Source organism: Serratia sp. D1N4, assembly GCF_054552755.1.
The window spans coordinates 2,661,268-2,684,783 of record NZ_CM137274.1 but is presented as its reverse complement, the minus strand read 5'-3'; the positions used below and the strand labels follow the sequence as shown (position 1 = coordinate 2,684,783).

Annotated in this window: 20 protein-coding genes; 9 read left to right on the top strand and 11 right to left on the bottom strand. The window is 51.0% G+C overall.

The window, feature by feature from the left end:
• Positions 1–146: 146 nt before the first annotated feature.
• Positions 147–1,034 (bottom strand): YghX family hydrolase, encoded by an 888-nt coding sequence (yghX, locus tag ACX1CU_RS11720; RefSeq protein WP_459398500.1) that lies wholly within the window; start codon positions 1,032–1,034, stop codon positions 147–149.
• A gap of 179 nt (positions 1,035–1,213) precedes the next feature.
• On the opposite strand from yghX, the gene ACX1CU_RS11715 reads away from it, so the two are divergent.
• Together ACX1CU_RS11715 and ACX1CU_RS11710 are read left to right on the top strand one after the other, a co-directional pair.
• A complete protein-coding gene (locus ACX1CU_RS11715; RefSeq protein ID WP_459398499.1) occupies positions 1,214–1,783 on the top strand; it encodes a DJ-1/PfpI family protein in 570 nt (189 codons plus the stop codon).
• A gap of 203 nt (positions 1,784–1,986) precedes the next feature.
• Positions 1,987–3,501 carry a Na+/H+ antiporter NhaC family protein gene (locus ACX1CU_RS11710; RefSeq protein ID WP_459398498.1) on the top strand — a complete coding sequence of 505 codons (1,515 nt, stop codon included), beginning with the start codon at positions 1,987–1,989 and terminating at the stop codon, positions 3,499–3,501.
• On the opposite strand, the gene ACX1CU_RS11705 is transcribed toward ACX1CU_RS11710, so the two are convergent.
• The gene (locus ACX1CU_RS11705) at positions 3,460–4,428 is read right to left on the bottom strand and encodes an acyltransferase family protein (RefSeq protein WP_459398497.1); all 969 of its coding nucleotides are present in this window, start codon (positions 4,426–4,428) and stop codon (positions 3,460–3,462) included. The two genes, ACX1CU_RS11710 and ACX1CU_RS11705, sit on opposite strands and share 42 nt — an antisense overlap.
• Before the next feature lie 579 nt (positions 4,429–5,007).
• On the opposite strand from ACX1CU_RS11705, the gene ACX1CU_RS11700 reads away from it, so the two are divergent.
• Together ACX1CU_RS11700 and arcA are read left to right on the top strand one after the other, a co-directional pair.
• A complete protein-coding gene (locus ACX1CU_RS11700; protein WP_459398496.1) occupies positions 5,008–6,519 on the top strand; it encodes an amino acid permease in 1,512 nt (503 codons plus the stop codon).
• A gap of 15 nt (positions 6,520–6,534) precedes the next feature.
• Complete coding sequence (arcA, locus tag ACX1CU_RS11695) at positions 6,535–7,806, top strand: arginine deiminase (protein WP_459398495.1); 1,272 nt, start codon at positions 6,535–6,537, stop codon at positions 7,804–7,806.
• A gap of 133 nt (positions 7,807–7,939) precedes the next feature.
• Here the strand turns inward: arcA and ACX1CU_RS11690 are convergent, their stop codons facing one another.
• The 8 genes from ACX1CU_RS11690 to ACX1CU_RS11655 all read right to left on the bottom strand — a co-directional run bounded on the left by ACX1CU_RS11690 (position 7,940) and on the right by ACX1CU_RS11655 (position 15,923).
• Entirely contained in the window at positions 7,940–9,043 is a 1,104-nt protein-coding gene (locus tag ACX1CU_RS11690) for a baeRF11 domain-containing protein (protein WP_459398494.1), read from the bottom strand.
• 269 nt (positions 9,044–9,312) lie between these two features.
• Positions 9,313–9,918, bottom strand: a complete 606-nt coding sequence (locus ACX1CU_RS11685) for a nitroreductase family protein (RefSeq protein ID WP_459398493.1) — start codon at positions 9,916–9,918, stop codon at positions 9,313–9,315.
• 139 nt (positions 9,919–10,057) lie between these two features.
• A complete protein-coding gene (locus ACX1CU_RS11680; RefSeq protein WP_459402790.1) occupies positions 10,058–10,189 on the bottom strand; it encodes a hypothetical protein in 132 nt (43 codons plus the stop codon).
• Positions 10,190–10,425: 236 nt separating this feature from the next.
• Positions 10,426–11,586, bottom strand: a complete 1,161-nt coding sequence (locus ACX1CU_RS11675; protein WP_459398492.1) for an MFS transporter — start codon at positions 11,584–11,586, stop codon at positions 10,426–10,428.
• 23 nt (positions 11,587–11,609) lie between these two features.
• The gene (locus ACX1CU_RS11670) at positions 11,610–12,677 is read right to left on the bottom strand and encodes a Gfo/Idh/MocA family oxidoreductase (protein WP_459398491.1); all 1,068 of its coding nucleotides are present in this window, start codon (positions 12,675–12,677) and stop codon (positions 11,610–11,612) included.
• Positions 12,678–12,739: 62 nt separating this feature from the next.
• Complete coding sequence (locus ACX1CU_RS11665; protein WP_459398490.1) at positions 12,740–13,246, bottom strand: GNAT family N-acetyltransferase; 507 nt, start codon at positions 13,244–13,246, stop codon at positions 12,740–12,742.
• Positions 13,247–13,248: 2 nt separating this feature from the next.
• Positions 13,249–14,475, bottom strand: a complete 1,227-nt coding sequence (hemA, locus tag ACX1CU_RS11660) for a 5-aminolevulinate synthase (RefSeq protein WP_459398489.1) — start codon at positions 14,473–14,475, stop codon at positions 13,249–13,251.
• A 578-nt stretch (positions 14,476–15,053) separates the two neighbouring features.
• Complete coding sequence (locus ACX1CU_RS11655) at positions 15,054–15,923, bottom strand: helix-turn-helix domain-containing protein (protein ID WP_459398488.1); 870 nt, start codon at positions 15,921–15,923, stop codon at positions 15,054–15,056.
• A 182-nt stretch (positions 15,924–16,105) separates the two neighbouring features.
• Between ACX1CU_RS11655 and ACX1CU_RS11650 the strand changes: the two genes are divergently transcribed.
• The 5 genes from ACX1CU_RS11650 to benD all read left to right on the top strand — a co-directional run bounded on the left by ACX1CU_RS11650 (position 16,106) and on the right by benD (position 21,196).
• Positions 16,106–17,008 (top strand): DMT family transporter, encoded by a 903-nt coding sequence (locus ACX1CU_RS11650; protein WP_459398487.1) that lies wholly within the window; start codon positions 16,106–16,108, stop codon positions 17,006–17,008.
• A 520-nt stretch (positions 17,009–17,528) separates the two neighbouring features.
• Entirely contained in the window at positions 17,529–18,890 is a 1,362-nt protein-coding gene (locus ACX1CU_RS11645) for a Rieske 2Fe-2S domain-containing protein (protein WP_459402789.1), read from the top strand.
• Positions 18,887–19,375, top strand: coding sequence for a benzoate 1,2-dioxygenase small subunit (benB, locus tag ACX1CU_RS11640; RefSeq protein ID WP_459398486.1), 489 nt, complete (start codon positions 18,887–18,889; stop codon positions 19,373–19,375). The genes ACX1CU_RS11645 and benB overlap by 4 nt, the downstream gene beginning before the upstream one ends.
• 12 nt (positions 19,376–19,387) lie before the next feature.
• Entirely contained in the window at positions 19,388–20,404 is a 1,017-nt protein-coding gene (gene benC / locus ACX1CU_RS11635; protein WP_459398485.1) for a benzoate 1,2-dioxygenase electron transfer component BenC, read from the top strand.
• A gap of 18 nt (positions 20,405–20,422) precedes the next feature.
• Entirely contained in the window at positions 20,423–21,196 is a 774-nt protein-coding gene (benD, locus tag ACX1CU_RS11630) for a benzoate diol dehydrogenase BenD (RefSeq protein ID WP_459402788.1), read from the top strand.
• Positions 21,197–21,446: 250 nt separating this feature from the next.
• On the opposite strand, the gene flhA is transcribed toward benD, so the two are convergent.
• On the bottom strand, positions 21,447–23,510 hold the full coding sequence (gene flhA, locus ACX1CU_RS11625; RefSeq protein ID WP_459398484.1) for a formate hydrogenlyase transcriptional activator FlhA: 2,064 nt from the start codon (positions 23,508–23,510) through the stop codon (positions 21,447–21,449).
• Positions 23,511–23,516: the final 6 nt, after the last annotated feature.

Genomic DNA, 23,516 nt, shown 5'->3' with positions numbered 1-23,516 from the left:
CTGTGGATTGCATACAATCCAGCAAGTTAGCCTGCTGGCTGGTCTGAAATACTATACCTCCAGAGTAAAATAAAGTATGAAAACCTGCGGTGCGCTCTGAGCCAATTTCATGGCGGCTAAAGCGAGTCTAGCCGCCAGCTTGGGCATCATGCCAAATAGTGTCGGAACCAGGCCAGGGTTCTGTCCCAGGCGAGTTTGGCGGCGGCTTCGTCATAACGTGGCGTAGAGTCGTTATGGAAGCCGTGATTTACGCCCGGATAGATATAGGCTTCATAGGTTTTGCCCGCCGCTTTGAGTGCGGCCTCGTAAGCTGGCCACCCTTCATTGATGCGGGTATCCAAGGCGGCATAGTGAAGCAGCAGCGGTGCTTTGATGCGTGACACATCTTCTGCTTTGGGCTGGCGGCCATAGAACGGCACTGCGGCACCCAGTTCTGGATAAGCGACGGCAGCCGCATTGGCCACACCGCCGCCATAGCAAAAACCGGTGATCCCTACTTTGCCGGTGGTCGCCTTGTGCTGGATCAGGAACTCGATGGCGGCGAAAAAGTCATTCATCAGCTTTTCAGGATTGACCAAGAGCTGCAACTCCCTGCCTTTGTCGTCGTTGCCGGGGTAACCGCCCACGGAACTCAACCCATCCGGCGCGAGCGCAACGAACCCGGCTTTCGCCAAGCGGCGCGCGACGTCTTCGATATACGGGTTCAGCCCGCGGTTCTCATGCACTACCACCACGCCGGGAACCGGCCCTTGTGCTTTGGCCGGGAGCACCAGATAGCCACGCACCTGACCGTGGCCGTTGGGGGATGGATAATTAATGTATTGCGGGATGATATCAGGGTCGGTGAACTCAACCTGCTGAGCGAGGGTATAGTTAGGAAGCAGTGAGCCGATAAGCGTGGCGGCGGCGATCCCGCCCACCGCAAAGCGGGCCGCGCGATCAAAAAACTCACGGCGGGAAATCAGTCCGTGGGCATAGTAGTCATAAAGTTCGAGCAGTTCTGGGGGAAAATCCTTTGCAGTAAGACGACTCATTTGTTCCTCCTGTCATTTATAGCATTACCCCAGCACCAAACAGCTTCAGGCGCTTGGCGTACTTTCATACAGCATGCCAAGCAGCGTTGCGGTGATCCAGGTTTTTATTATTACCTTCCCCATCTCTCTGCTGATGGACTATAACTAACAGTGTTTTTCCTCCACCTGAGATGCTCACAATGTCCAAGAAAAAGATACTGATGCTGGTTGGTGATTACGCCGAAGATTATGAAACCATGGTGCCTTTCCAGGCTTTGCAAATGCTAGGCTATACCGTTGATGCCGTGTGCCCGGACAAAAGCAAAGGCGACTACATTATGACCGCCATTCATGATTTTGATGGTGCGCAGACCTACAGTGAAAAACCGGGCCACCGGTTTGTGCTGAATGCTGATTTTGCCACAACACGCTCTGAAGATTATGACGCTTTGCTGATCCCCGGCGGCCGAGCACCCGAATATCTGCGCCTTAATCCGCGGGTGATTGAATTAGTGCAAGAGTTTGACGCCGCCCGCAAACCGATTGCCGCCGTTTGTCACGGCCCGCAGTTATTAGCTGCGGCTGGCGTGCTCAAAGGGCGTACCTGCAGCGCTTACCCTGCCTGCGCCCCAGAGGTGCGTTTGAGTGGCGGAGAATATGCTGATATCGGTATCGATCAGGCACATGTTGATGGCAATTTGGTTACCGCTCCGGCCTGGCCAGCACACCCGCAATGGTTAGCTAAATTTGTCGACGTATTGGAGAAGTAGACGCTTCTCGCATAGCGCTCTCCGATTTCAGCAAGAGAGCGCCATATTCATCAGCCAGCCAGACAAGCGACATAATTGTGCAAATAATCATTGCGATATATCGCTGCAAGCTATACTTAGCGCAGTAGTTACCCTGGTTATAGCAGTGCAACGATCTTAAAAACTTCCGCAATCCCATTGTCTTATTTGTCTTTGGAGCGCATATGGCTATTGATTCCAAAACCCCCCGCACGGTGAAAGCGCCAAGTTATCTTGATGCACTGATCCCGATATTTACCCTGATCGTTTTGGTGGGTTCTTCCGTTGCTCTGTTTGGCTTGGATGCAGTCAATGGCCCGTTACAGGTAGCGATCATTATTAGTACCATGCTCACCGCGGTGATCGTTTTAAAGAATGGTCACACTTGGGATGAAGTCTCTGAGTCTGGGCGTAAAGGCATCTCAACCGTTGTGGGTGCAATTTTTATCCTGTTTGCCGTAGGGGCGCTGATTGGCACCTGGAATATGTCTGGCACCATTCCGACTATGGTGTATTACGGCATCCAGATGATCACGCCAAACTGGTTCTTCCCCATCGCTTTCCTGGTTTGTGTTGCTGTGTCTATGAGTATCGGCAGTTCCTGGACGACGGCCGGTACGCTGGGCGTCGGGTTAGTGGGTCTGGCCAACATGCTGGGGCTATCGCCAGAGGTCACTGCCGGGGCGGTGATCTCCGGGGCTTACGTGGGTGACAAAATCTCACCGCTGTCAGAAAGTACCGTGCTGGCAGCGCAATTGAACGGCGTACCGTTGTACACACACATTCGTGCGCAACTGTGGACCACCCTTCCTGCGGGCGTTATTGCTCTGATCGCTTTTATCGCTTTGGGCATCAATAAAAGTGGTTTTGATGTGACGGTCACCAATAACGAACTCACTCGTTTTGGTGAGCTTTTCCACATCACTCCGTGGAACTTGCTGCCGCTGGTATTCCTGTTGGGATTATCGGTATGTAAGGTACCGGCCTCACTGGCCATTATGTGTTCGGCATTGTTGGCCGGTGTGATGGCCGCCTTTATGCAGCCGCAGGTTATCGTGCGGTTTATAGCAGAACCTGATTTAGCCGCGCCGTTGCAGGCGATTAAAGCCATTTGGTTGGCAATGGCCAACGGTTTTCAGGAAAACTCGGGGATAGCGCAGATCGATGCCCTGCTTTCTCGCGGCGGTATGGACAGCATGTTGCTGACCATTTGGTTGATCATCGGGGCGGTCACCTTCGGGATTATGGTGGATGACTTTGGTTTGCTCAATAAGCTGGTCACCCCACTGCTGCTGCGCGCCAAAGGCGTTGTCCGCCTGTTTGCCTCTGTGGTAGCAACCGCCATTGGGCTCAACATCGCCGCTGGCGATCAGTATATTGCCCTGCTGCTGCCAACCCGCCTGTTCCGTGGCGAATTCGCCAAACGTGGGCTGGCACCTGAGAACCTGTCGCGTATTGTGTCTGACGCCGGTATTGTTACTTCACCATTGGTGCCATGGAACTCATGCGGTGCTTATATGGCCGCCGTGTTAGGCGTTTCGACCATGGGATATATGCCGTTTGCCGTGTTTAATATTGTTGCACCGTTAATGACGTTAGCATTAGCCATTACTGGCATTAATATTCGCCGGATACCCATTGCCGCTTCGACGGAAGATTCAAAAGGAAATGATTCTGGCTGTGAACCTGTTCAGAAGTAGCAAACGGCAAATAATCACCGAGGCGATAAACACCAGCACCAACAGTGTGAACTTTAATGTAACATCGTCGAAATGATACAGCGTGGTAATGAAGTAAAACACGCTGTAGTGAACGATATACACTCCTACCATCGCCGGGCTGATAAACTCGACCACATTGGTTATCAGCCTGCTTTTGATATTGATATTATCGAACAGAATAAACAGTACCAGACTCATGGCCAACAGATGAATGTGTTCTAACACAAACCAGCCAGCAACGCTCGGTTGAATATGGGTTGATAAATAACGTTCATAAAAATACATTGAGATGCCAATGGGAATAAGCATTATTTTTGCCAGCCCAAGCACGCGCACTCTTTTGGTAAACAAACGCCCCTGTTCAGAACCAAGCATGTGGCCAAAAATGTAGTACCCACCCCAGACCCAGATAAATGAATAACTGGAAATAAACAGCGGATCATCTTGGGTATCCAGCGGGCTGAAGATATCAAGCAGTGCAATAACACCCACCAGACTGGCGAAGAAAAACGCTGTCACTCTCAGATGCTTAATGCCTTTAAGGATGATCGGGTAAATTAAATAGATGATACCCATATTCAGCAGTATGCCATTCTGTAAGAGATAGCCTTGCTGTATATATGTTGTCTTGATCAGTGATAAAACGATATTCCAAAACAACATAATCAAAATGATGGATTTTATTTTTACCGCAATATCTTTCTTGGTCAGATCCTCCACTTCATCCATATAGCCTATAATGATAAAAAACAAAGGCTTAGATATAATAGATAAAAAGTACAGTATGCTCATGGCATTAGCGTTGAGAAAACACTCATAGGCACACATTTGGCTTGTTGAGAAGAAAGTGACTGCGGCAAAACAGCTCAAGCTTTTTAAAGCGTGCTGGCTTACGTTTTTAATCATTATGCTACCACCAATTACTCAGTGCGATCAGATGCACCCTACTGTTTTTTATAAAAATAATTTTAGTACAATAACGTTATCTGCACAACGCATAATTGTCAGTGAACGTGGCGCACACAGCCTTATTCCCTGGTCAAATTAACCGCTATCGAAGGGTTAAGGTTTTACCAATTAACCCGCTTGATGATTTGCGCGCTTGAGTACCATCATCGTGTGACAACATCATGACAGAATAGCGTTATGTCAATTTTTAATTAAAAGATAAATAGGAATAACGTTATCTTTCTATGCGGTAATAACTCAGCCAGCTACCCACGTATCTCAAGGGTAAAAATAAAATAATATTTTTATTTTCACTTGCAGAAAGCACCATTAACCAATAAATAATTAATTTACAGCATTTTATTCTGATTAACAGAGCGGATCCCATTGATTAAGAGCAACTATGCTGCCAATGATTGTAAAGGATTTTCTCTTGGCAGGAAAAATTGGCGGTTATGGCTATGATTTAAATCGTGAGTACGTAACGTTAGCCTTTAATAACACATAACTTATGACTTGGTGTCAGTAAGGAAAACCATGACAAGTTCATCAACGAATAAACTGTCCCTATGGTCTCTCACCGCTTTGGTGGTGGGTTCCATGATAGGTGCCGGGATATTTTCTTTACCGGCGACCTTTGGGCGCGCAACGGGTGGGTTTGGTGCCATCATCGCTTGGTGTATTGCGGGCGGTGGTATGCTAATGCTGGCCTTTGTTTTCCAAACCTTGGCTCAACGTAAACCCGAACTTGATTCCGGCGTATTCATTTATGCCAAAGAAGGGTTCGGTGACTACCTTGGATTTGCAGCGGCACTTGGATTCTGGGCCGGTACCTGTATTGGTAACGTCTCCTACTTTGTGCTGATTAAATCAACCTTGGGGGCATTCTTCCCCATATTTGGTGACGGTAATACCATCCCTGCCGTAATAGTGGCTTCGGTCATTCTGTGGGGCTTTCATATTCTGTTACTCCGTGGGGTGAAAAGCGCGGCGGCTATCAATACCATTGCCACTATCGCCAAAATCCTGCCTATCATCTTGTTTGTTATTGTCCTGATCTTTGCTTTCAAAGGTGACATGTTTGCGCTCAACTTCTGGGGTGCACCGCAAGTTGCTGCAAACGTTGGCGATTTGTCTCACCTTAATGACTACGGTTATGTCGGTCATGCGGCGGCGGCGATTGTACCTACGGTTGAACCTGAATCCCTGTTCAGCCAGGTACGCAGCACCATGCTGGTCACGGTGTTTGTGTTCCTGGGCATTGAGGGTGCCAGCGTCTACTCCCGTTATGCCAAAGAGCGCAGCCATGTGGGCATCGCAACGGTGATGGGGTTTATCGGCGTACTGTGCCTGCTGGTGCTGATCACCATGCTGTCTTACGGTGTGATGTTGCGTCCTGATTTGGCTGCCTTACGTCAACCTTCCATGGCGGGTGTGCTGGAAGCCATCGTGGGGCGCTGGGGTGCCATCTTCATCAGCGTGGGCCTGATTGTTTCTGTGCTCGGTGCTTATCTCTCCTGGTCACTGCTGGCGGCAGAAGTGCTGTTCTCTGCTGCAAAAAGTCAGAGCATGCCAAAAGTATTTGCCACAGAAAACAGTAATGCGGTCCCGTCTTCCGCCGTCTGGTTAACCAACGTCACCATTCAGGTGTTCTTGATCCTGACCCTGTTCAGCCAATATGCATTCCAACTGGCGCTTGAACTGACCAGTTCACTGACCCTGATCCCTTACCTGCTGGTTGGAGCATATGGGTTGAAACTGGCCTGGACGGGTGAAACCTACGAAACTGATAAAAGAGACCACAAAAAAGACCTGATTATTGCGGTGGTCGCCACTTTCTACTCACTGTTAATGCTGTATGCCGGAGGTATGAAATATCTGCTGCTGTCAGCCATTATCTATGGCCCAGGCACACTGTTGTACATCATGGCCAAACGTGAACAGCATGCAAAACTGTTTACTCCGGCTGAAATGGTGCTCTTCGTTATCGTTATGGTCGCCGCAGTGGTTGCAATCTATAACATTGCAACGGGCGTTATTACTATCTGATTGAGGCAAGTCATTATGTCGACTAAAAAAAAGACACAGACAAAGTTTGGTGTGCATTCAGAAGTTGGTAAATTACATAAAGTGATGGTCTGTGCGCCTGGCAAGGCGCACAACCGGCTGACGCCAAGCAATTGTGATGAACTGCTGTTTGATGATGTGCTGTGGGTTGAACGCGCCAAGCGTGACCATTTTGACTTTATGACCAAAATGCGCGAACACGGCGTTGATGTGGTTGAGATGCACAACCTGCTGGCGGAAACGCTGGCGCTGCCGGAAGCCAGAAAGTGGATCCTGGATCAGCAGATTGTGCCGAATGAAGTGTCGCTGGGCATCCTCAATGAAACCCGCAGCTTCCTGGATGGCCTGGCACCACGTGCTCTGGCAGAAGTGCTGATTGGCGGCCTCTCCACCACCGAGCTGGCAAAAGAAGGCTATGCCGATCACGAAGAGCTGAAACTGATCCGCGAAGCGGTAGGTATTACTGAATACCTGCTGCCACCGCTGCCAAACACCTTATATACCCGCGATACCACCTGCTGGATCTATGGTGGGGTTACGTTGAACCCGCTGTACTGGCCTGCCCGCCACGAGGAAACCATCCTGACGACGGCCATCTACAAATTCCATCCAGATTTTGCAGGTAACGTTAATGTCTGGTGGGGGGATCCAACCGTGCATCACGGTACCGCAACCCTGGAAGGGGGCGACGTGATGCCGATCGGTAATAAAACCGTGCTGATCGGCATGAGCGAACGTACTTCGCATCAGGCGATCACCCAGTTGGCGGCCGCACTGTTCGCTAACAAGCACTCCGGTGTTGAACGGGTAATGATTGCTGCAATGCCGAAACTGCGTGCCGCTATGCACCTGGATACGGTATTCACCTTCTGTGATCGTGATGTGGTCACGCTCTACCCTGCGATCGTCGATCAGATCAAGACCTTCTCCTTGCGCCCAGATGACGGCCCAACCGGCATGAAACTGAGCCGTGATAAAGGCACCTTTGTTGAAGCGATCGCCGGGGCTCTGAACCTGAAGAAACTGCGCGTCGTAGAGACCGAAGGCAACGACTACGATACCGAACGCCAGCAATGGGACAGCGGTAACAACATGGTGGCTCTGTCTCCTGGCGTGGTGCTGGCTTATGACCGTAACACCAAAACCAATACCCAACTGCGTAAAGAAGGGATTGAGGTAATTGAGATTGTGGGCAGTGAACTGGGCCGTGGGCGCGGCGGCGGCCACTGTATGACCTGCCCGATTATCCGTGATGCCATTGACTATTAATCATCAGTAGCATTTCGTTGAACCAAAGCCGGATAGCCTGTCTATCCGGCTTTTCTTTTGCCTGTAGTCAGTGGAACAGCAGGTACAAAAAAGCCCCATATCGGGGCTTCGCTTTAGACTCGCGATTTTTGTTTTACAGCGGATAACGTAATATCGCGTTGAGATCGGCACCGGATGGCAGATCTTCGCTACGCACTGCCAGCACCCTGGCCCCGGTAGCAATCGCCCGTTTAGCAATCTCATCGATAATCCCGTAGCTGGCCTCATCATCGCTGCCGCTGAAAGAGATCAAGCCTTGGTCATCAATGGTTCCGCTCACACTGCTGTCGATATTAATCAGCAGCAGATCGATGGCACCAAAGGTGGCCGCACGGGCCGCGTCGGACAGATCCTGCGTCACCCGCCGCTCGCCGGAGCGGGCTTCAAAACGTGACTTCAGGGCATTTAACTGCGCCTGATAATAGTTTTCCAACACTGGGCGAACCTGTGTCACCAGCTCAGAGGCCCCCAAATGCTCGGCATTGGTGAAAAGCGTTTCATCGGTAAGGTTCGGTAACGAGTTGGTGGCACGATAAATAGAAGCCAAGGGTTCGGTAGTGACCAAAATAAGCGGGTAGTCATGGTTGGCAAATATTGGGCGCAAAGCTTGGTCTATTTTACGGGTGTATTGTGCCAGCCGTACTTTATGGTGAACCGCGCCATGATGATGATCGTTTAATGCAGCATCCCCCATTGCGTCACGCTTGTGAGATGGCATATTCGGCACCGCAACCTCCACCGGCGGCACATCGGCAAAAAACTCGATCAGGCGCGTCTGATTCTCGGACAAGGCCAGAACATAAGCTGAGTGCGGGAATGTTAGTGCCCGCAGCAAAGGTTTAAGGTAGAAACGCCCGCTCACTTCAAGCTGGTTGGGCAGTTCATTCGCCAAACGGTAAGTGGTAATGCTGTCCGGCGTAGCCAGAATGGCCAGGCTGCGCGCATGCAGATCCCAAAAATCCTCATCTTCCAGCACCGAATAAAGCTCTTCCTCCAACAGGGCTAAGCGGCGTTTATCCAAACCTTTTTCAGCAACCTGCTGCAATGCCTCTTTAATAAAGTTACCCAGTTGAATTTTGCTGGCTTCTAATTTTTGGCGCAGCGGAGAAGTTTCAAGGTAGATGGAAATGCAGGCATCAGAGCGGACATCGGATAAACGGGAGAACTCTTCACGGCTTGGAATATCAACGTATAGCATGGAGCACCTCGCGAACTTACAGTTTAGTTGGGTTGTGTGATGTTATTCAGTTCGTACCCATTGAACGACTATTAATCTTGTCGATTAGAACTCTGTCACACACACTGTGTGAGCTTTTAGTATAGTCGCTATTTCAACTGTCACCGGTAAATGGGCGTGATATTCCAGCTTTTAATCAGGCAATTACCCTGCCCTGAGTGGGTTTCGATACGGGGAAGTCAGGGCGTTCTCTTTCCCAACGGGGAAAGAGAACGGTGAAGCGAATGCAATTAAAAACGATCGAACTTCACAATTTCATCCAGCGGTAATTTACCAATGCGTGGATAAGGCTGGCCGATACCTTTACCAATCGCCACCATCAGGGCGATCTGGTAATGCTCTGGTTTGTTGATGATCTTGCCAACGGCGTCAAAATCAAAGCCGTCCATTGGGCAAGAATCATAACCCTGAGCTTTGGCGGCCAGCATCAGCGTCTGAGCGAAGATCCCGCTGCTGCGCATGATCTCGTCGCGCTGTACCTGCGCTCTGCCACGGTAATACTGATCGATAGCCGGGAACATAAACTGCTGAACGGGTTCGGCAGCGTCTCCCCAGATAGTTTTCACCTGTGATTCCCAACTCAGCAGATCGCCGCACAACACGACCAGCATTGAAGCGTCCGTCACCTGTGCCTGACCCCAGGCGGATTCACGGATTTTTTCACGCTGCGCACGATCTTCAATCAGCAACGGACGCCAGTGTTGCAGGTTAAACGCGCTGGGCGCATTTTGCAGCGCAATATTGAGCAGTGCTTTTTTCTCTTCCAGCGTCATCACATGCTGGGTATCGAACTGTTTGGTGGCACGGCGTTGTTGAATGGCGTCAAGAGTATGCATGGCTATCCTTATGTTAAGTAATGATGTTTCGTGACTATTGTCACGATCTCATCGCCACTGTCCAGACTAATTCGTGCGTTTGCGTTTTAGCTTTTCACCGTTGATACCACCTTCAATGGTTGAGCATCCGGCAGAATATTCATATGTTCGAGTACCTGCCTTCTAACCCCTGGTTATCCTGCCCGACAATACCGATCAACCCGGCCGCATCCTGACCCATCGGATAAAAGCGGCTGAAATCCTGCTCGGTGCTGACGCCGGTGAGGTGCAGTTTGTTGATATAATTGGCGTTGTCGTCTTCGACTTTGCGCGCCAGATAGACAAAATGCGGCCTGGATCAGGTGCTGAATATCGCTGAGCGGTATTTTCAGCACGTTGGCCAGGCTCTGCCAGCGCTCGTTGCTGATATCGGTTTCCAGTAGATTGCAGTTTGTAAGAAAGTAAAAACAAACGCGTTTCAATGGTGGGCGAATACCCCCTAAGCAAGGGGGCCCTATTATCGATTGATTATTCCGTGCCAATAACCCTCTTACGACGTGTGAGAACAAGAGCTAGTTGCCCTAACAATGCAACGATACCGATCACCCCCGCATAATATGGCAGGGCGTCAGGCTCTATCCCGACAGTGATCAGTAAACCACCTAATATCACGCCAACCGCCCCACCCATATAATTACTCGAACTATTCAGCGCGACGACGGCGGCACCATGCTGAGGCTGCAACTCCAGTAAAGTGTGTTGCTGTGGGGCGAGTGATGACCAACCGGTTGCACCCCAAATTAAAAACGGGATAAAGGCCAGCAATGCGCCAGAAGCAACGGCCGCAGGAATGCTAAACAACGCTATGGACATGATAAAGAGTATGGCTATCAGCAGCCAACCAGGACGCTGCGTCCAGTCAATTAAATGACCAATCGCAAAACTCCCGATCATACCGCCAATCCCCCAAGCCCAAAGATAGGGCACCACGTCGGTTACAGCAGCCATTTTTGCGAGCATGGGCGCTATAAAGGTGTACAGCCCCAAGCTTGCCAAAGCCGTTAAAAAGGTTATCCCCACGGTTGCCGCTACGCGTTTATTGGTCATTACAGACAGGCGGGCTTTTAGAGAAGGCGGTGTTGATACTGCAATATCAGGGAAACCTGCAAGTATACCGGCCAATCCAACCAGGCCTATGATGGTTACCAGCCAGAGGGTACTCTGCCAGCCGAAGTGGTTGGCGAGTAATAAGCCAAGGGGAACGCCAATAACGGTCCCTGTGCTCATACCGCCAAGGATAAGGCTTAACGCACGTCCTTTGCGCTCAGGAGCAACGAGAGCGACTGCCGCTGCCGCAGCAATCGGTGAAAAGAGGCCAGCTCCGATACCCGCAAATGCGCGGCTGATTAACAATATATTAAGGCTAGGGCTCAGGGCGCTTGCGATATTGGCCAGGGAGAACACCAAAAGCGCGACGATAAGCACTTTTTTGACCGGTTTTTTTACCAATAACGTGGCGAAAACCGGAGCCGCAATGGCATAACACAAGGTGAAAACAGTGACGGTTTGTGCATTTATTGCATCACTGGTCCCAAAGCTTTTACCGATTTCGGGTAGAATTCCCGCGATAACGTACGCGTCCAATCCTAAAGCGAACATCCCGATCGCTAAGAAAAATATTCTTTGCATGGGTTAACCTTATTAAATAATTTTCAGCCTAGTTTTTCCAGATTGCCATCTTCTGTAAAAAACTCCCTTTCATCACTAAGTTCATATTTGGCCGGGCCAACGCATTGCACTTTTAATTCAATATCATTAAGTAGATGTTGAAGCCTTATCGATGTCGCCAAATCAGCAAACGGATGTTCCGGTTCTATATTATTTTCAACAAAACACAGGACTTCGCTCACTAACCTTCTGAGTTTCTGTATGGTTGCCAACTCAGGGGAGTTTCGGGGAAATATTGTAGTGAATTGTTTAATAATGTGCTCACCAGCGCGATTTTGTTCCCATAACTTAAGATGGTCGATATCCCAATTTGGGGTGTCGAAGGTGATCTGCGCATATATCAACTTATTGTCAGGTGAGGCAAAGGTAAAATCTACCGTTCTCTGACGTACAATATTGACAAAACTGCTATACCCCGTGACAACTGAAGTACCTAGCGTTGCGGCGATCGCAACGCTATCCAAAACCTTATCGCCCGAGATAGAAAAATCAGAAACGCTTCCGATTGCCGAATGAAGATTCAAATGCAGTGACTCATTAGCTACCCATTCAATTAAATCCAGTGCGTGAATAATTTCACTAACGGCTCCACAGGTTGTCCGGTGGTCTTTTAAGCGGTTTTTTCCCCAAATAAAATGAGCCCGAATCAGACGTAATTGATGCTCAGCGACATAATTTTTGAGGTAATCCGTAGCCGCCGAATATCTTTCAACCATGTCCATGCAAAATCCAGAGATGTTACCCAATGCCTGGGACATTAAATAAAGGTCATCAGCAGCATTAACGAGTGGTTTTTCACAGATCACAAATCCGTCATACCCAACCAGTTGCTCAAGAATATTGGCATGTTCCCCATCCGAGACTGAAACTACAACAATTTTAGGTTTGAATGAGTCTAACGCTGTTTTTACATCGCTATAGTAGGCAATATTGTCTGTTTTCTGGCGCCGATTAACATAGGCAAATTGAAGATTTGACCGGTTTTCAAGGCTGCGAAATGAGTTCAAGAAGCGATGACCCGCATAACCTAACCCGATAATAAGTATATTCATTGAGCCATCCTGGCCGTGTTTCGCCATTGTGCGCGGGCAATACGTACAATGGCGGGACACGACTAATTGTCCAAGTGCTTTATAAGGGACTCTTCGCCAGTAGATTCAAAGCCAAGACGCTTGTAAATCGACTGTGCTACTGGTGTGGTTTGAAGAGAGATGGTTTTCACGTTTAGCGAACCAAACCAATGAAAAAGATGTTGCGTCAGTAATGTTGCAAAGCCTTTGCCACAGTGCTGTGGAGCAACCACGACTGATTGGATCCAGCCACTCAGCCCATTAAGCGCATCCACCATCGGAGCTCGTTGGTCAACAATACCGATGGCGCACCCGATTAGGCATTTTTCAGTATCGCGTATGACCGCGAGCCTAATATTTTTTGAACGAGCAGAAATACACTGGTTCAGCCATTCTCGGTAACTCTCCTGCCAGGCTAAATCCTCCGTTAAAGAGGATGCCGCATAGTGAGCGCTGCCGTTGCTGAGCAATATCTTTCTCAATGCCACAAGCCCTTCAATATCTTCAAGGATTGCTGGCGTACAGCTAATATTTAACGGAGTATCAATCATAATTAATGCTCAGCCGACGATAGCATATTTATCTCAAACTTATTGAACGTATCCAAAAGTCCATCGGCTAATGCGGCAATCTGTTGATCGGTATGCCCTGGTGTAACATTGACACGAAAACGCTCAGTGCCAATAGGTACGCTTGGCGAGTTAATGGGCTGTAAGTAAATTCCATGATGCTCCAAAAGATACGCTGCTGCCTTTTGAGTTTTTACTGCGTTGCCAATGAATACGGGCAAGACATGCGTCGTGCTGGCTGACATGACCGGGATTTTTTTTTGCTCAAGTAACTTACGTAATAAGGCCGTTTTGGCTTGTAGTTTCTCCCGCTCTACTTCGGAGCTTTTAAGGTGTTCAATACTGGCATGGCAAGCCGCCGCAATAGCCGGAGGAAGTGAGGTTGTGAAAATAAATCCTGAAGAAAAGGAGCGTATGGCATCAATGAGAATGGTGCTGGCGGTAATATATCCACCGATCACCCCAATTGCTTTTGCCATCGTGCCTTGAATGATATCGATCTGATCGGCGATACCGAGACCAGCAGCGAGCCCTGCCCCACGTGGCCCATACATGCCAATAGCATGAACTTCATCGATAAAAGTTAACGCATTGTATCTTTTTGCCACTTTAACGATATTCTCAATGGGAGCAACATCGCCATCCATTGAGTAAATAGATTCAAACACAATAACCTTAGGGCGATCCAGCGGCTGTTCTGCTAACAGTCTTTCAAGATCATTGACGTTATTATGCTTAAATACTTTACACTCTATTTTTGTACTGCGGACACCGTTAATGATGGATGCATGATTTTTTTCATCAGAAAAAACGATGCAATTATCAAACAGACGCAGTAAACACTGAAGAGTAGCGTCATTTGAACTATACCCCGTAGGGAATACAAGCGCAGCCTCTTTCCCATGCCAATCAGCAATGCTGTCTTCTAGCTTCTTGAAAAAAGAGTGACTGCCGCCAATATTCCGTGAACCACCAGAACCCGCACCATAATCATCGATCGCTTGGTGCATGGCAGAAATTACGCAAGGGTGCTGAGACATGTTAAGGTAATCATTGCTGCACCAGACTACCACCTTCTTTTCTTTCTTCTCATCGGTGTAAGCCTCAGGATATGCCCCTTTTATCCTATTAATTGTCTGAAATGTTCTGTATTGACCATTTTTTTTCAACGTGTCTAACTTTTCTTCGGCTAATTTATTGTAAATCATCATATTCCCTTCTTTTGGTATGTTCATAGAATTCATTTGCAGGAGTGTTGGCGACGTTTGATTGCCATCCCCTCTCGATATTAAGGACTTAAGGTATAGGCTAACCCTTGCTGAAATATATAACTGCTATCGGGTTAATAAGAAGTTAGCGTTATTAATAGCAGGCTTTTATAGTGAGTGTAACCGAATAGATGTGATTGGATATTAATAGCCCGCTTATTTTGTTAAAATAAATCCATCAACCACCTGTTTTTTATGCCAAATATATTTCTATGATTGTTTTCACGGAGTGGGTTTTATTTTCATTTTTTATGCTAAATTTAATTTTAAGGTGAAATAATCAAGTGACAAAGATGATCTGGCTTCTTTATTGATATAATTAATTAAGAGCATTCTCATGTGATAATATAAAAAAGCTTCTGACGATTGCAGTAAGCCGGATGGATCTATATGTCACCCTAATATTTCCACAGGCGGAAATTAAAATACTGGACTAGCTTGCGCCAGTGCTCTGTGTGATGGGGCCAAACCGGCCAGCAAGAGAACCGCTATATTGCAGAAAGATTTTCTCAATAAGAAATTCAACGTGCCTGCTGCCGCAGTTGCAGAGGGGCGCAGCCATAGGCCGCTTTGAATCGGTTGCTGAAATGGCTGGATGAACTGAAGCCGCACTCCAGCGCGATTTGCGTCAATGGAATCAACGTATGGCGCAGCAGTTTCTCCGCCTGCTGCAAGCGTATGCGCATCACGTACTGATGCGGTGCCTGGCCGGTACTGTGCTTAAACATGCGGGCAAAATGGAATTCGCTCAACCCGGCCTGGGCGGCCAAGTCTGCCAGCAGCAGTGGCCGATCGAGATGGCTTTCCACATATTCACGCACGCGTCTCAGCACCATTGGGGCCAAACCACCGCGCACCGCAGGCAAACGCCATTGCAACTGGGTGTAATGCTGCAACAGATGCGACATCAGCAAGGTGGAAACGCTGCTCAGCGCCAGTTGGTTGGCACTGTCCTGCCAATCACAATTCAGCAGAAATTGGCGATAAAGCAGCGTAATTTGTGCGTCTTCCCCAAACGCCCGCTGTTCCATATTGATCGACGCCGGGCTGCGATCCCACGTCTGCTCTAACAGATGGCGCAAATGCTGGTCGGTACAATAAAGATGCACAAAAGACAGATCGCTGCGGATATCCCAGGTGGATTCATACTGGCGCGGCATGATGCAGAAACGATCGGGCCCGCCGCCGTTCTGCCAGCCGCCCGGCACTTTTTGGTAGCACTCGTAACCGTCTGCCACATACAGGCTGAGAGTATGGTGATCGGCGCTTTCCTGCGTAATACGGTCGTTACGGTTGGACCAGGCCGCCAACTGCACGCCAGACCCCAATTGCACGCTATTGTGCAGCTGTGCCTTGTGCTGTTGCAGTGTTTCAAATGCCTGATAAACCATGATCGCTCCGTTCTAATAAGAAAACGGTTTCAGTGTAAAGAGTCACGCCCCCTCCTGCCAACCATCGGCCGATGCTTTTGCGAAAAAAAGCGCAAGAATATGCAACTGTGCGCAAAGCGCTGAAAGCACCAAAACTCTAAACGCTGAATACTCCGGCCCAGGATAATTAACCGGAGTTAACAATGAATACGCTGCTGTATCTTGCTGTGGTACTGATTTGGGGCACCACCTGGATTGCGATTACGATGCAACAGGAAGGATCGGTCGCCATTCCGGTCTCGATCGCTTACCGCTTTCTGCTTTCCGCTGCTGTCATGTTCCTGATCTTGCTGGCGCTGCGCCGCCTGCGCGCTATCAGCCCACGCGATCACCTGTTTTGCCTGCTGCAAGGCTGCTGCGTGTTTGGCTTCAACTTCTACTGTTTCTACCATGCGGCCGCCTATATCAGCAGCGGGCTGGAGTCGGTGATCTTCTCCATGGCCGTGCTGTTTAACGCAGTCAACAGCATGATCTTTTTCCGCCAGCGCCCCAGCCCAAACCTGCTGCCAGCGGCGCTGTTAGGCTTGATCGGCATTGTGGCGCTGTTCTGGCAGGATCTGGTGGCCACGCAGATGGCACCGGAGTTGCTTAAAGGGATTGGCCTGAGCGCGTTGGGCACCTACGGTTTTTCGCTGGGCAACATGCTCAGCGCACGGCATCAGCGCCGTGGGTTAGATATCCTCTCCACCAATACCTACGCCATGAGTTATGGCGCGCTGTTGATGATGGGGATTGCGCTGGCACAAGGGGCTTCGTTCCACATCGAATTCACCGCCCGCTACCTGGGTTCGCTGTTCTATCTGGCCATCTTTGGCTCAGTGATCGCCTTCGCGGCCTATTTCAGCCTGCTCGGGCGCATCGGTGCTGGCGCCGCTGCCTACAGCACCCTGTTGTTCCCGCTGGTCGCGCTGACTATTTCGACCCTTTACGAAGGTTACCAGTGGCATCTGAATGCGGTAATCGGCCTGTGCCTGATCCTGCTGGGTAATCTGGTGATGTTCTCTAAACCGGGCATGTTCACCCCGCGCTGGCGCCGCACGGTATAAACGCAAACACTGCATCATGGGGCAGTTATCCGTTCACCATGATGCAGTGCTGGGTACTACAAGACACCGCCACGCTTATTTTAAATTACTCGTTCGCTATTTTATCTCCATGCTTTTGCCCTTCTCACAGCTAAACAAGAATAATCCCCAACTCGTGCTAAATAACCAATTAGCTACCTGCATCACATAATTAACACAAAAATAACAAATGAACTGATAATCGCACAAACATCCTATATTCGCCCTTGTCGGTGAAATTTACATCCCCTAAGTTAAACAACAGGCCAACCAGCTTAATGCCGAAATCATCCACATACTCAGGAGAAGAAATGATCGATAAAAACAGCTAACCTGCCAACACAGTGTGACGGGTATAACGCCACGGCCAGCGGCCTTAAGCCTGTCCGTCCGTAACAGCATTAATTAATACGGTGACAATTGGAGTGATATTGCCTACTGCGGGCAATGGCTTGCTATTACCGCAGCCTTTTAACGGACCTATTTAAAACGAGGTTTCATGATGAACTCATCCTCCACTACGCTATTTTCCACACTGGAAGAAAAAATAAATAACGCCTTAGTAATAGATAAAGAAAAAGGCATCTATCGATGCAATCGCGCCATATTTACCGATGAATCTTTATTTGAACTGGAAATGAAAGCCATCTTTGAAGGTAATTGGATTTATTTGGCCCATGAAAGCCAAATTGCCGAGCCGGGCGATTATTACACGCTAACCATGGGCCGCCAGCCCATCATCATCACCCGTGACCAAAAAATGCAATTACATGGGATGATCAATAGCTGTTCACATCGTGGCGCCATGCTGGCCAGCCGCAAGTCCGGTAACAAAACCTCGTTCACCTGCCCCTTCCATGGTTGGACCTTCAACAACACCGGCAATTTGCTGAAAGCCAAAGACGAAAAGAGCGGTGCTTACCCCGCTTGTTTTAAACAGGCAGGTTCACACGATCTCAAGCATTTGCCCCATTTTGCCTCTTACCGCGGCTTCCTGTTTGGCAGCCTGAATGCCGATGTGCTGCCGCTGGAGGAGTACCTGGGCGACACCCGCCAGGTGATAGACCTGATCGTCGATCAGGCTCCGGACGGGCTGGAAGTGCTGAAAGGTGCCTCCACGTATACCTATGACGGCAACTGGAAGATGCAAATGGAGAACGGTGCCGATGGCTACCACGTCAGCGTCGTCCATTGGAACTATGCCTCCACCATGTCACGCCGCAACTATGAGGCCAACGGCACTCCTACCGTGGACGCCAATGGCTGGTCAAAAAGCACCGGCGGCGTCTATGGCTTTAAACATGGCCATATGCTGCTGTGGACCCGAGCGCTGAACCCGGAAGTTCGCCCGGTGTTCAAGCATTTTGAGCGTCTCAGTGAGCGCTTTGGCGCGACGCGCGCTGGTTTGATGGTCAACGAAACGCGCAATCTGTGCCTGTATCCCAACGTCTACCTGATGGATCAATTTTCGACGCAGATCCGCGTCGTTCGGCCGCTGGCGGTCGATAAAACCGAAGTCACTATCTTCTGCTTCGCCCCCAAAGGGGAAAACACCGAGGATCGTGCGCTACGTATTCGCCAATATGAGGATTTCTTCAACGTCAGCGGCATGGGGACGCCGGACGATCTGGAAGAGTTCCGCGCCTGCCAGCAAGGCTATAACGCCACTAACCTGCCCTGGAGCGATATGAGCCGGGGAGCGACCCGCTGGCTGGAAGGTGCCGATGAAAATGCACAGGCAATGGGCATCAACCCGCTGTTGAGTGCACCGCGTTCCGAAGATGAAGCGCTGTATATCAGCCACCACCACCACTGGCAACAGACTCTGCTGCGCAGCCTGAATAACCGCGAGATAACGCTATGAGCAACTTACAGCATGAGATCGAACAATTCCTGTATCGCGAAGCCCGCCTGCTGGATGAACGCAACTGGGATGAGTGGTTGGCTTGCTACAGCCCGGCGGTGGAGTACTGGATGCCCGCCTGGGGGGATGACGATCGCTTAACCCGCGATCCCCAGCAAGAGATTTCGCTGATCTACTATCCAAACCGTGAAGGGCTGGAAGATCGCATCTATCGCATCAAAACCGAACGCTCTGCGGCCAGCACGCCAGAGCCGCGCACCAGCCATCAGATCAGCAACGTTGAGCTGTTGGAAGCCACCGACCTGTACGTTGAGGTGCGTTACAACTGGGTGACGTTCAGCCATCGCTATCAAAAGACCGACCTGTTTTTCGGCAACACCCGTTGCCGTATTGCCCTCAACGGCGGGCAGCCGCTGATCGAGCGCAAAACGGTTCAGCTCAACAACGACTACATCAGTCAGGTCATAGATATTTATCATATTTAATGCGAGGTGATTATGGCCTTTACCATTGCGCTTAATTTTGAAGATGGCGTCAGCCGCTTTATTCAATGCAATCCCAACGAGAAAGTGCTGGATGCCGCTTACCGGCAAAAAATCAATCTACCGATGGACTGCTCCGACGGTGTCTGCGGCACCTGCAAATGCCACTGCGAACAGGGCGAGTACAGCCTGGGTGACGATTATCTGGCAGAAGCGCTGTCCGAACAGGAAGCGCAGCGGCGATTAGTGCTCACCTGCCAGATGGTGCCGGAATCAGACTGTGTGATCGACGTGCCGATGGCATCGACCCTGTGTAAAACCGGCTGTGAAGAGTTTTCCGCCAGCGTGGTGGCCGCAACGCCGCTGTCTGACAGCGCCATCGAATTCAGCCTGCAACTCGAAGGCCGTGATGGCATTGCCTTCCTGCCCGGTCAATACGTCAACATCGAGGTGCCCGGCAGCGATGCCAGCCGGGCTTACTCGTTCAGCTCTCTGCCTGGTAAACAACAGGTTTCGTTCCTGCTGCGTAATGTCCCTGGCGGGTTGATGAGCAGCTATCTGACCGGCAAAGCGCAGCCAGGGGATCAAGTACGGCTGCGTGGGCCACAGGGCAGTTTCTATCTGCGTGCGGTATCGCGCCCACTGCTGTTTCTGGCGGGGGGAACCGGGCTGGCACCGTTCCTTTCCATGCTCGAGCAGTTGGCGCAAAACGGCAGTTCACAACCGGTGCATTTGGTGTATGGCGTCACCCACGACCACGATCTGGTGAAACTGGAACAGCTGGAACAATACCGCGCACGCTTGCCCAACTTCAGCTATCTCACCTGCGTGGCCAGTGAAGCCTCACAGTCACCGCGCAAAGGCTATGTTACGCAGCATCTTGATGCCAGCGTATTGAACGATGGCGATCTGGACGTGTACCTGTGCGGCCCACCGCCAATGGTGGAAGCGGTATTGAACGATTTCCAGCGCCGCGCCTTTACCCCGGCCAGCTTCCATTATGAAAAATTCGCCGCCAGTCAACCGGCCTAAGGAATGACCATGCAGAGAATGCGATTTGAAAACAAGGTGATGGTGATCACCGGGGCCGCACAGGGCATCGGTAAAGCGGTTGCTGAACAAGCCGCTCGCGAAGGTGCAAGACTGGCGCTGATCGACCGAGCGCCTTACCTGAAAGAGCTGGCCGCCACGTTGAGCGAACGGGGGAGCGATGTGTTGGCCATCAGTGCCGATCTGGAACGCTGGGAAGAGACCGAGAGCGCCATGCTTCAGGCTCAGGGGTATTTTGGCCGGTTGGATATTCTGGTCAATAACGTCGGGGGGACTATCTGGGCGCGCCCCTTCGCCGATTATTCCCCGGAACAGATTTCCGCCGAGATCCAACGTTCGCTGTTCCCCACGCTCTGGGGCTGTCGTGCCGTGTTGCCATATATGCTGCAACAAGGGGCTGGGGTGATTGTCAACGTTTCGTCCGTGGCCACGCGCGGGATAAACCGCGTGCCCTATTCTGCGGCCAAAGGCGGTGTCAACGCCCTCACCCAATCACTGGCTTTTGAATATGCCCAAGCCGGTATTCGCATCAACGCCACCGCACCGGGGGGCACAGAAGCCCCGCCGCGCCTGACGCCACGCAATCAGGAAATACCCACGGCGCAGGAAAAAAGCTGGTACCAGCAAGTGGTCGATCAAACCCTCAATACCAGCTTGATGCACCGTTATGGCACCGTAAACGAGCAAGCCAATGCGATTTTATTCCTCGCCAGCGATGAAGCCAGTTACATCAACGGCACCGTCCTGCCGGTGGCGGGCGGGGATCCTGGCTGATCCCTCAACTGAAGCGAACTGACTCCCCTGGAGCAGATTGTCTTAGTGCTCCAGGGCCAACCTTGATCACCTCACCGAAATGCCTAATGCCGGTCAGTTAAGCGCAAAACTGCATAATCATGCGCAATGGCTAAAGGAGCGCCCCCTTTCCCTGTGGGAGAGGGCCGGGGTGAGGGGCTTGTAGTGCGGTGTTCGTCCCCTCACCAGTTCCCTCTCCCCAAGGGAACTGGTGAGCCTTAACTGACAAGCATTACACCGAAATGCCCCACTTTTTCATCCGCGAAAGTAGCGTGGTACGTTTTAGCCCCAAACGCTGCGCGGCTCCGCGCGGGCCCGCCACTACGCCGTTGGTCTCTTTCAGCACGCGGGTAATGCGCTGGTATTCATCCTCACCCAGTTGAGCGGGTTCAGTTATGGGCGCTGGGATCGGCAGCGCCATTGATGGCAGCGGATACTGCAACTCGGGCAATTGCAGGTTGAGCACCGTACCGCGCGTCAGCAACACCGCCCGCTCAATCACATTCTCCAGTTCGCGCACGTTGCCCGGCCAGGGCATCTGGCTCAGCAAGCGCAAGGTTTCTGCCGGAATGCTATCGATCGTGCGTTTCATGCGGCGGGCAATCTTGTAGGTGAGGAACTTCACCAGTTGCGGGATATCTTCCGGCCGTTCGCGCAGCGGCGGAATGACGATCGGGAACACGTTCAAGCGGTAAAACAGATCGCTACGGAATTCGCGATCGGCCACCATTTGCTGCAAGTCTCGGTTGGTGGCGGCAATTAGCCGCACATCGACCGAAATCAGCTTATTGCCCCCCACCCGCTCAAACTCGCGCTCCTGCAACACCCGCAGCAGTTTGGGCTGCAACTCGACGGGGATTTCACCCACTTCGTCAAGGAACAGCGAGCCTTTGTCTGCCAGTTCAAAACGCCCCATCCGCTGCGCCGTGGCGCCGGTGAAGGAGCCTTTTTCGTGGCCGAACAGATCGCTTTCCAGCAAACCGGCGGGCATCACCGCGCAGTTCATCTTCACCATGCGCTGATCGCGCCGTTCGCTCAGGTTGTGGATCGCCCTGGCAATCAGCTCTTTGCCGGTGCCAGTCTCGCCGAGGATCAGCACCGAGCAGTCACTTTTTGCTACCATCTCGACCTGTTTCAACACCGCAGACATCACCACGCTGCGCCCGACAATCTCACTGAAATCCGGGTTGTTGCCGTTGATCTGCTCGGTCAGATACAGGTTTTCATGCACCAGGCTCTCTTTCAGCCGGTTAATTTCCTGATAGGCCAACGCGTTGTCCACCGCAATGGCGATGCGCTCGGCGATCTGCTGCAACACCCGCAGATTGGCGGCATTGAAGTTGTCCGGCTGGCACTGTGCCAACTTCAGCACGCCGAGGGTTTTCTTGCCGAAAATCAGCGGTAGCACGCACAGCGTTTGGATCTGATCGTGCCAAAGATCGAACAGTTGGCGTTCATAGGCCGCCAGTTGATCGGAGTGTTTCAGGTTCAACAGCAGCATTTCGCCGCTTTGCATCACCTTTTCAGACAGGGTACCCGCCAGTGCGACGCTGTATTGCTGGCGCTCCGCAGCGTTGCCTTGCAGATAATGGGTGGAATAAATGGTGACCTGATCCTCACGGTTGCCGCACAGCACGATGCTGATCGCGTCGATCTTGAAAAAACGGTGGATCTCGGTAGAGATTTCCCCTATCAAATCATCCAGATCGAGCTTCGACAGCACCGCATTGGTCACATCCACCAGAACGCGATAATCATCCCGCTCGTGGCGCAACCGGCGCTGTTGCTTTTCTGCCTCTTCCCGCAGTGCGATCTGCTCGGCGGCCAGCGCCACCAGTTCCATCAGCGTTTGTAACTGCACCAGGCTGGCATCGCTGAACGGCTGCTGGCGGCTGCGTAACAGTTCACAGCCGCCCAGCAGGCGCCCGCCCGCATGCAGCGGCATCAGGCAATAGTGGTTAAACGGCGGATACAGCGCCAGCGCGCTGATTTGCGGGTAACGTTCGTGCAGTTCGTTGGCCTGCCAGCGCTGGGGCAACGGGCTGTGCCGCAGCCCGCGTACTGGCCCATTGGCCAACAGCGTTTCATCCTGATAGTTCACCGGTTGCTGCTGCGGATCCAGCCCGTGGAAGCTTACCCGCTCACCGAGCGGATCAAACAGCACCAGTGCGGCATTGTCCGCCAGTTGCCAGCGCTGTAGCACCTGGCGCAGTTGCAGCAACAAACCGTTAAAACTGTGCTGGCTGAGCAGCATGCGGGTGATTTCGAGCAGTTCCTGCTTTTCTAATTTCGACATGGTTAA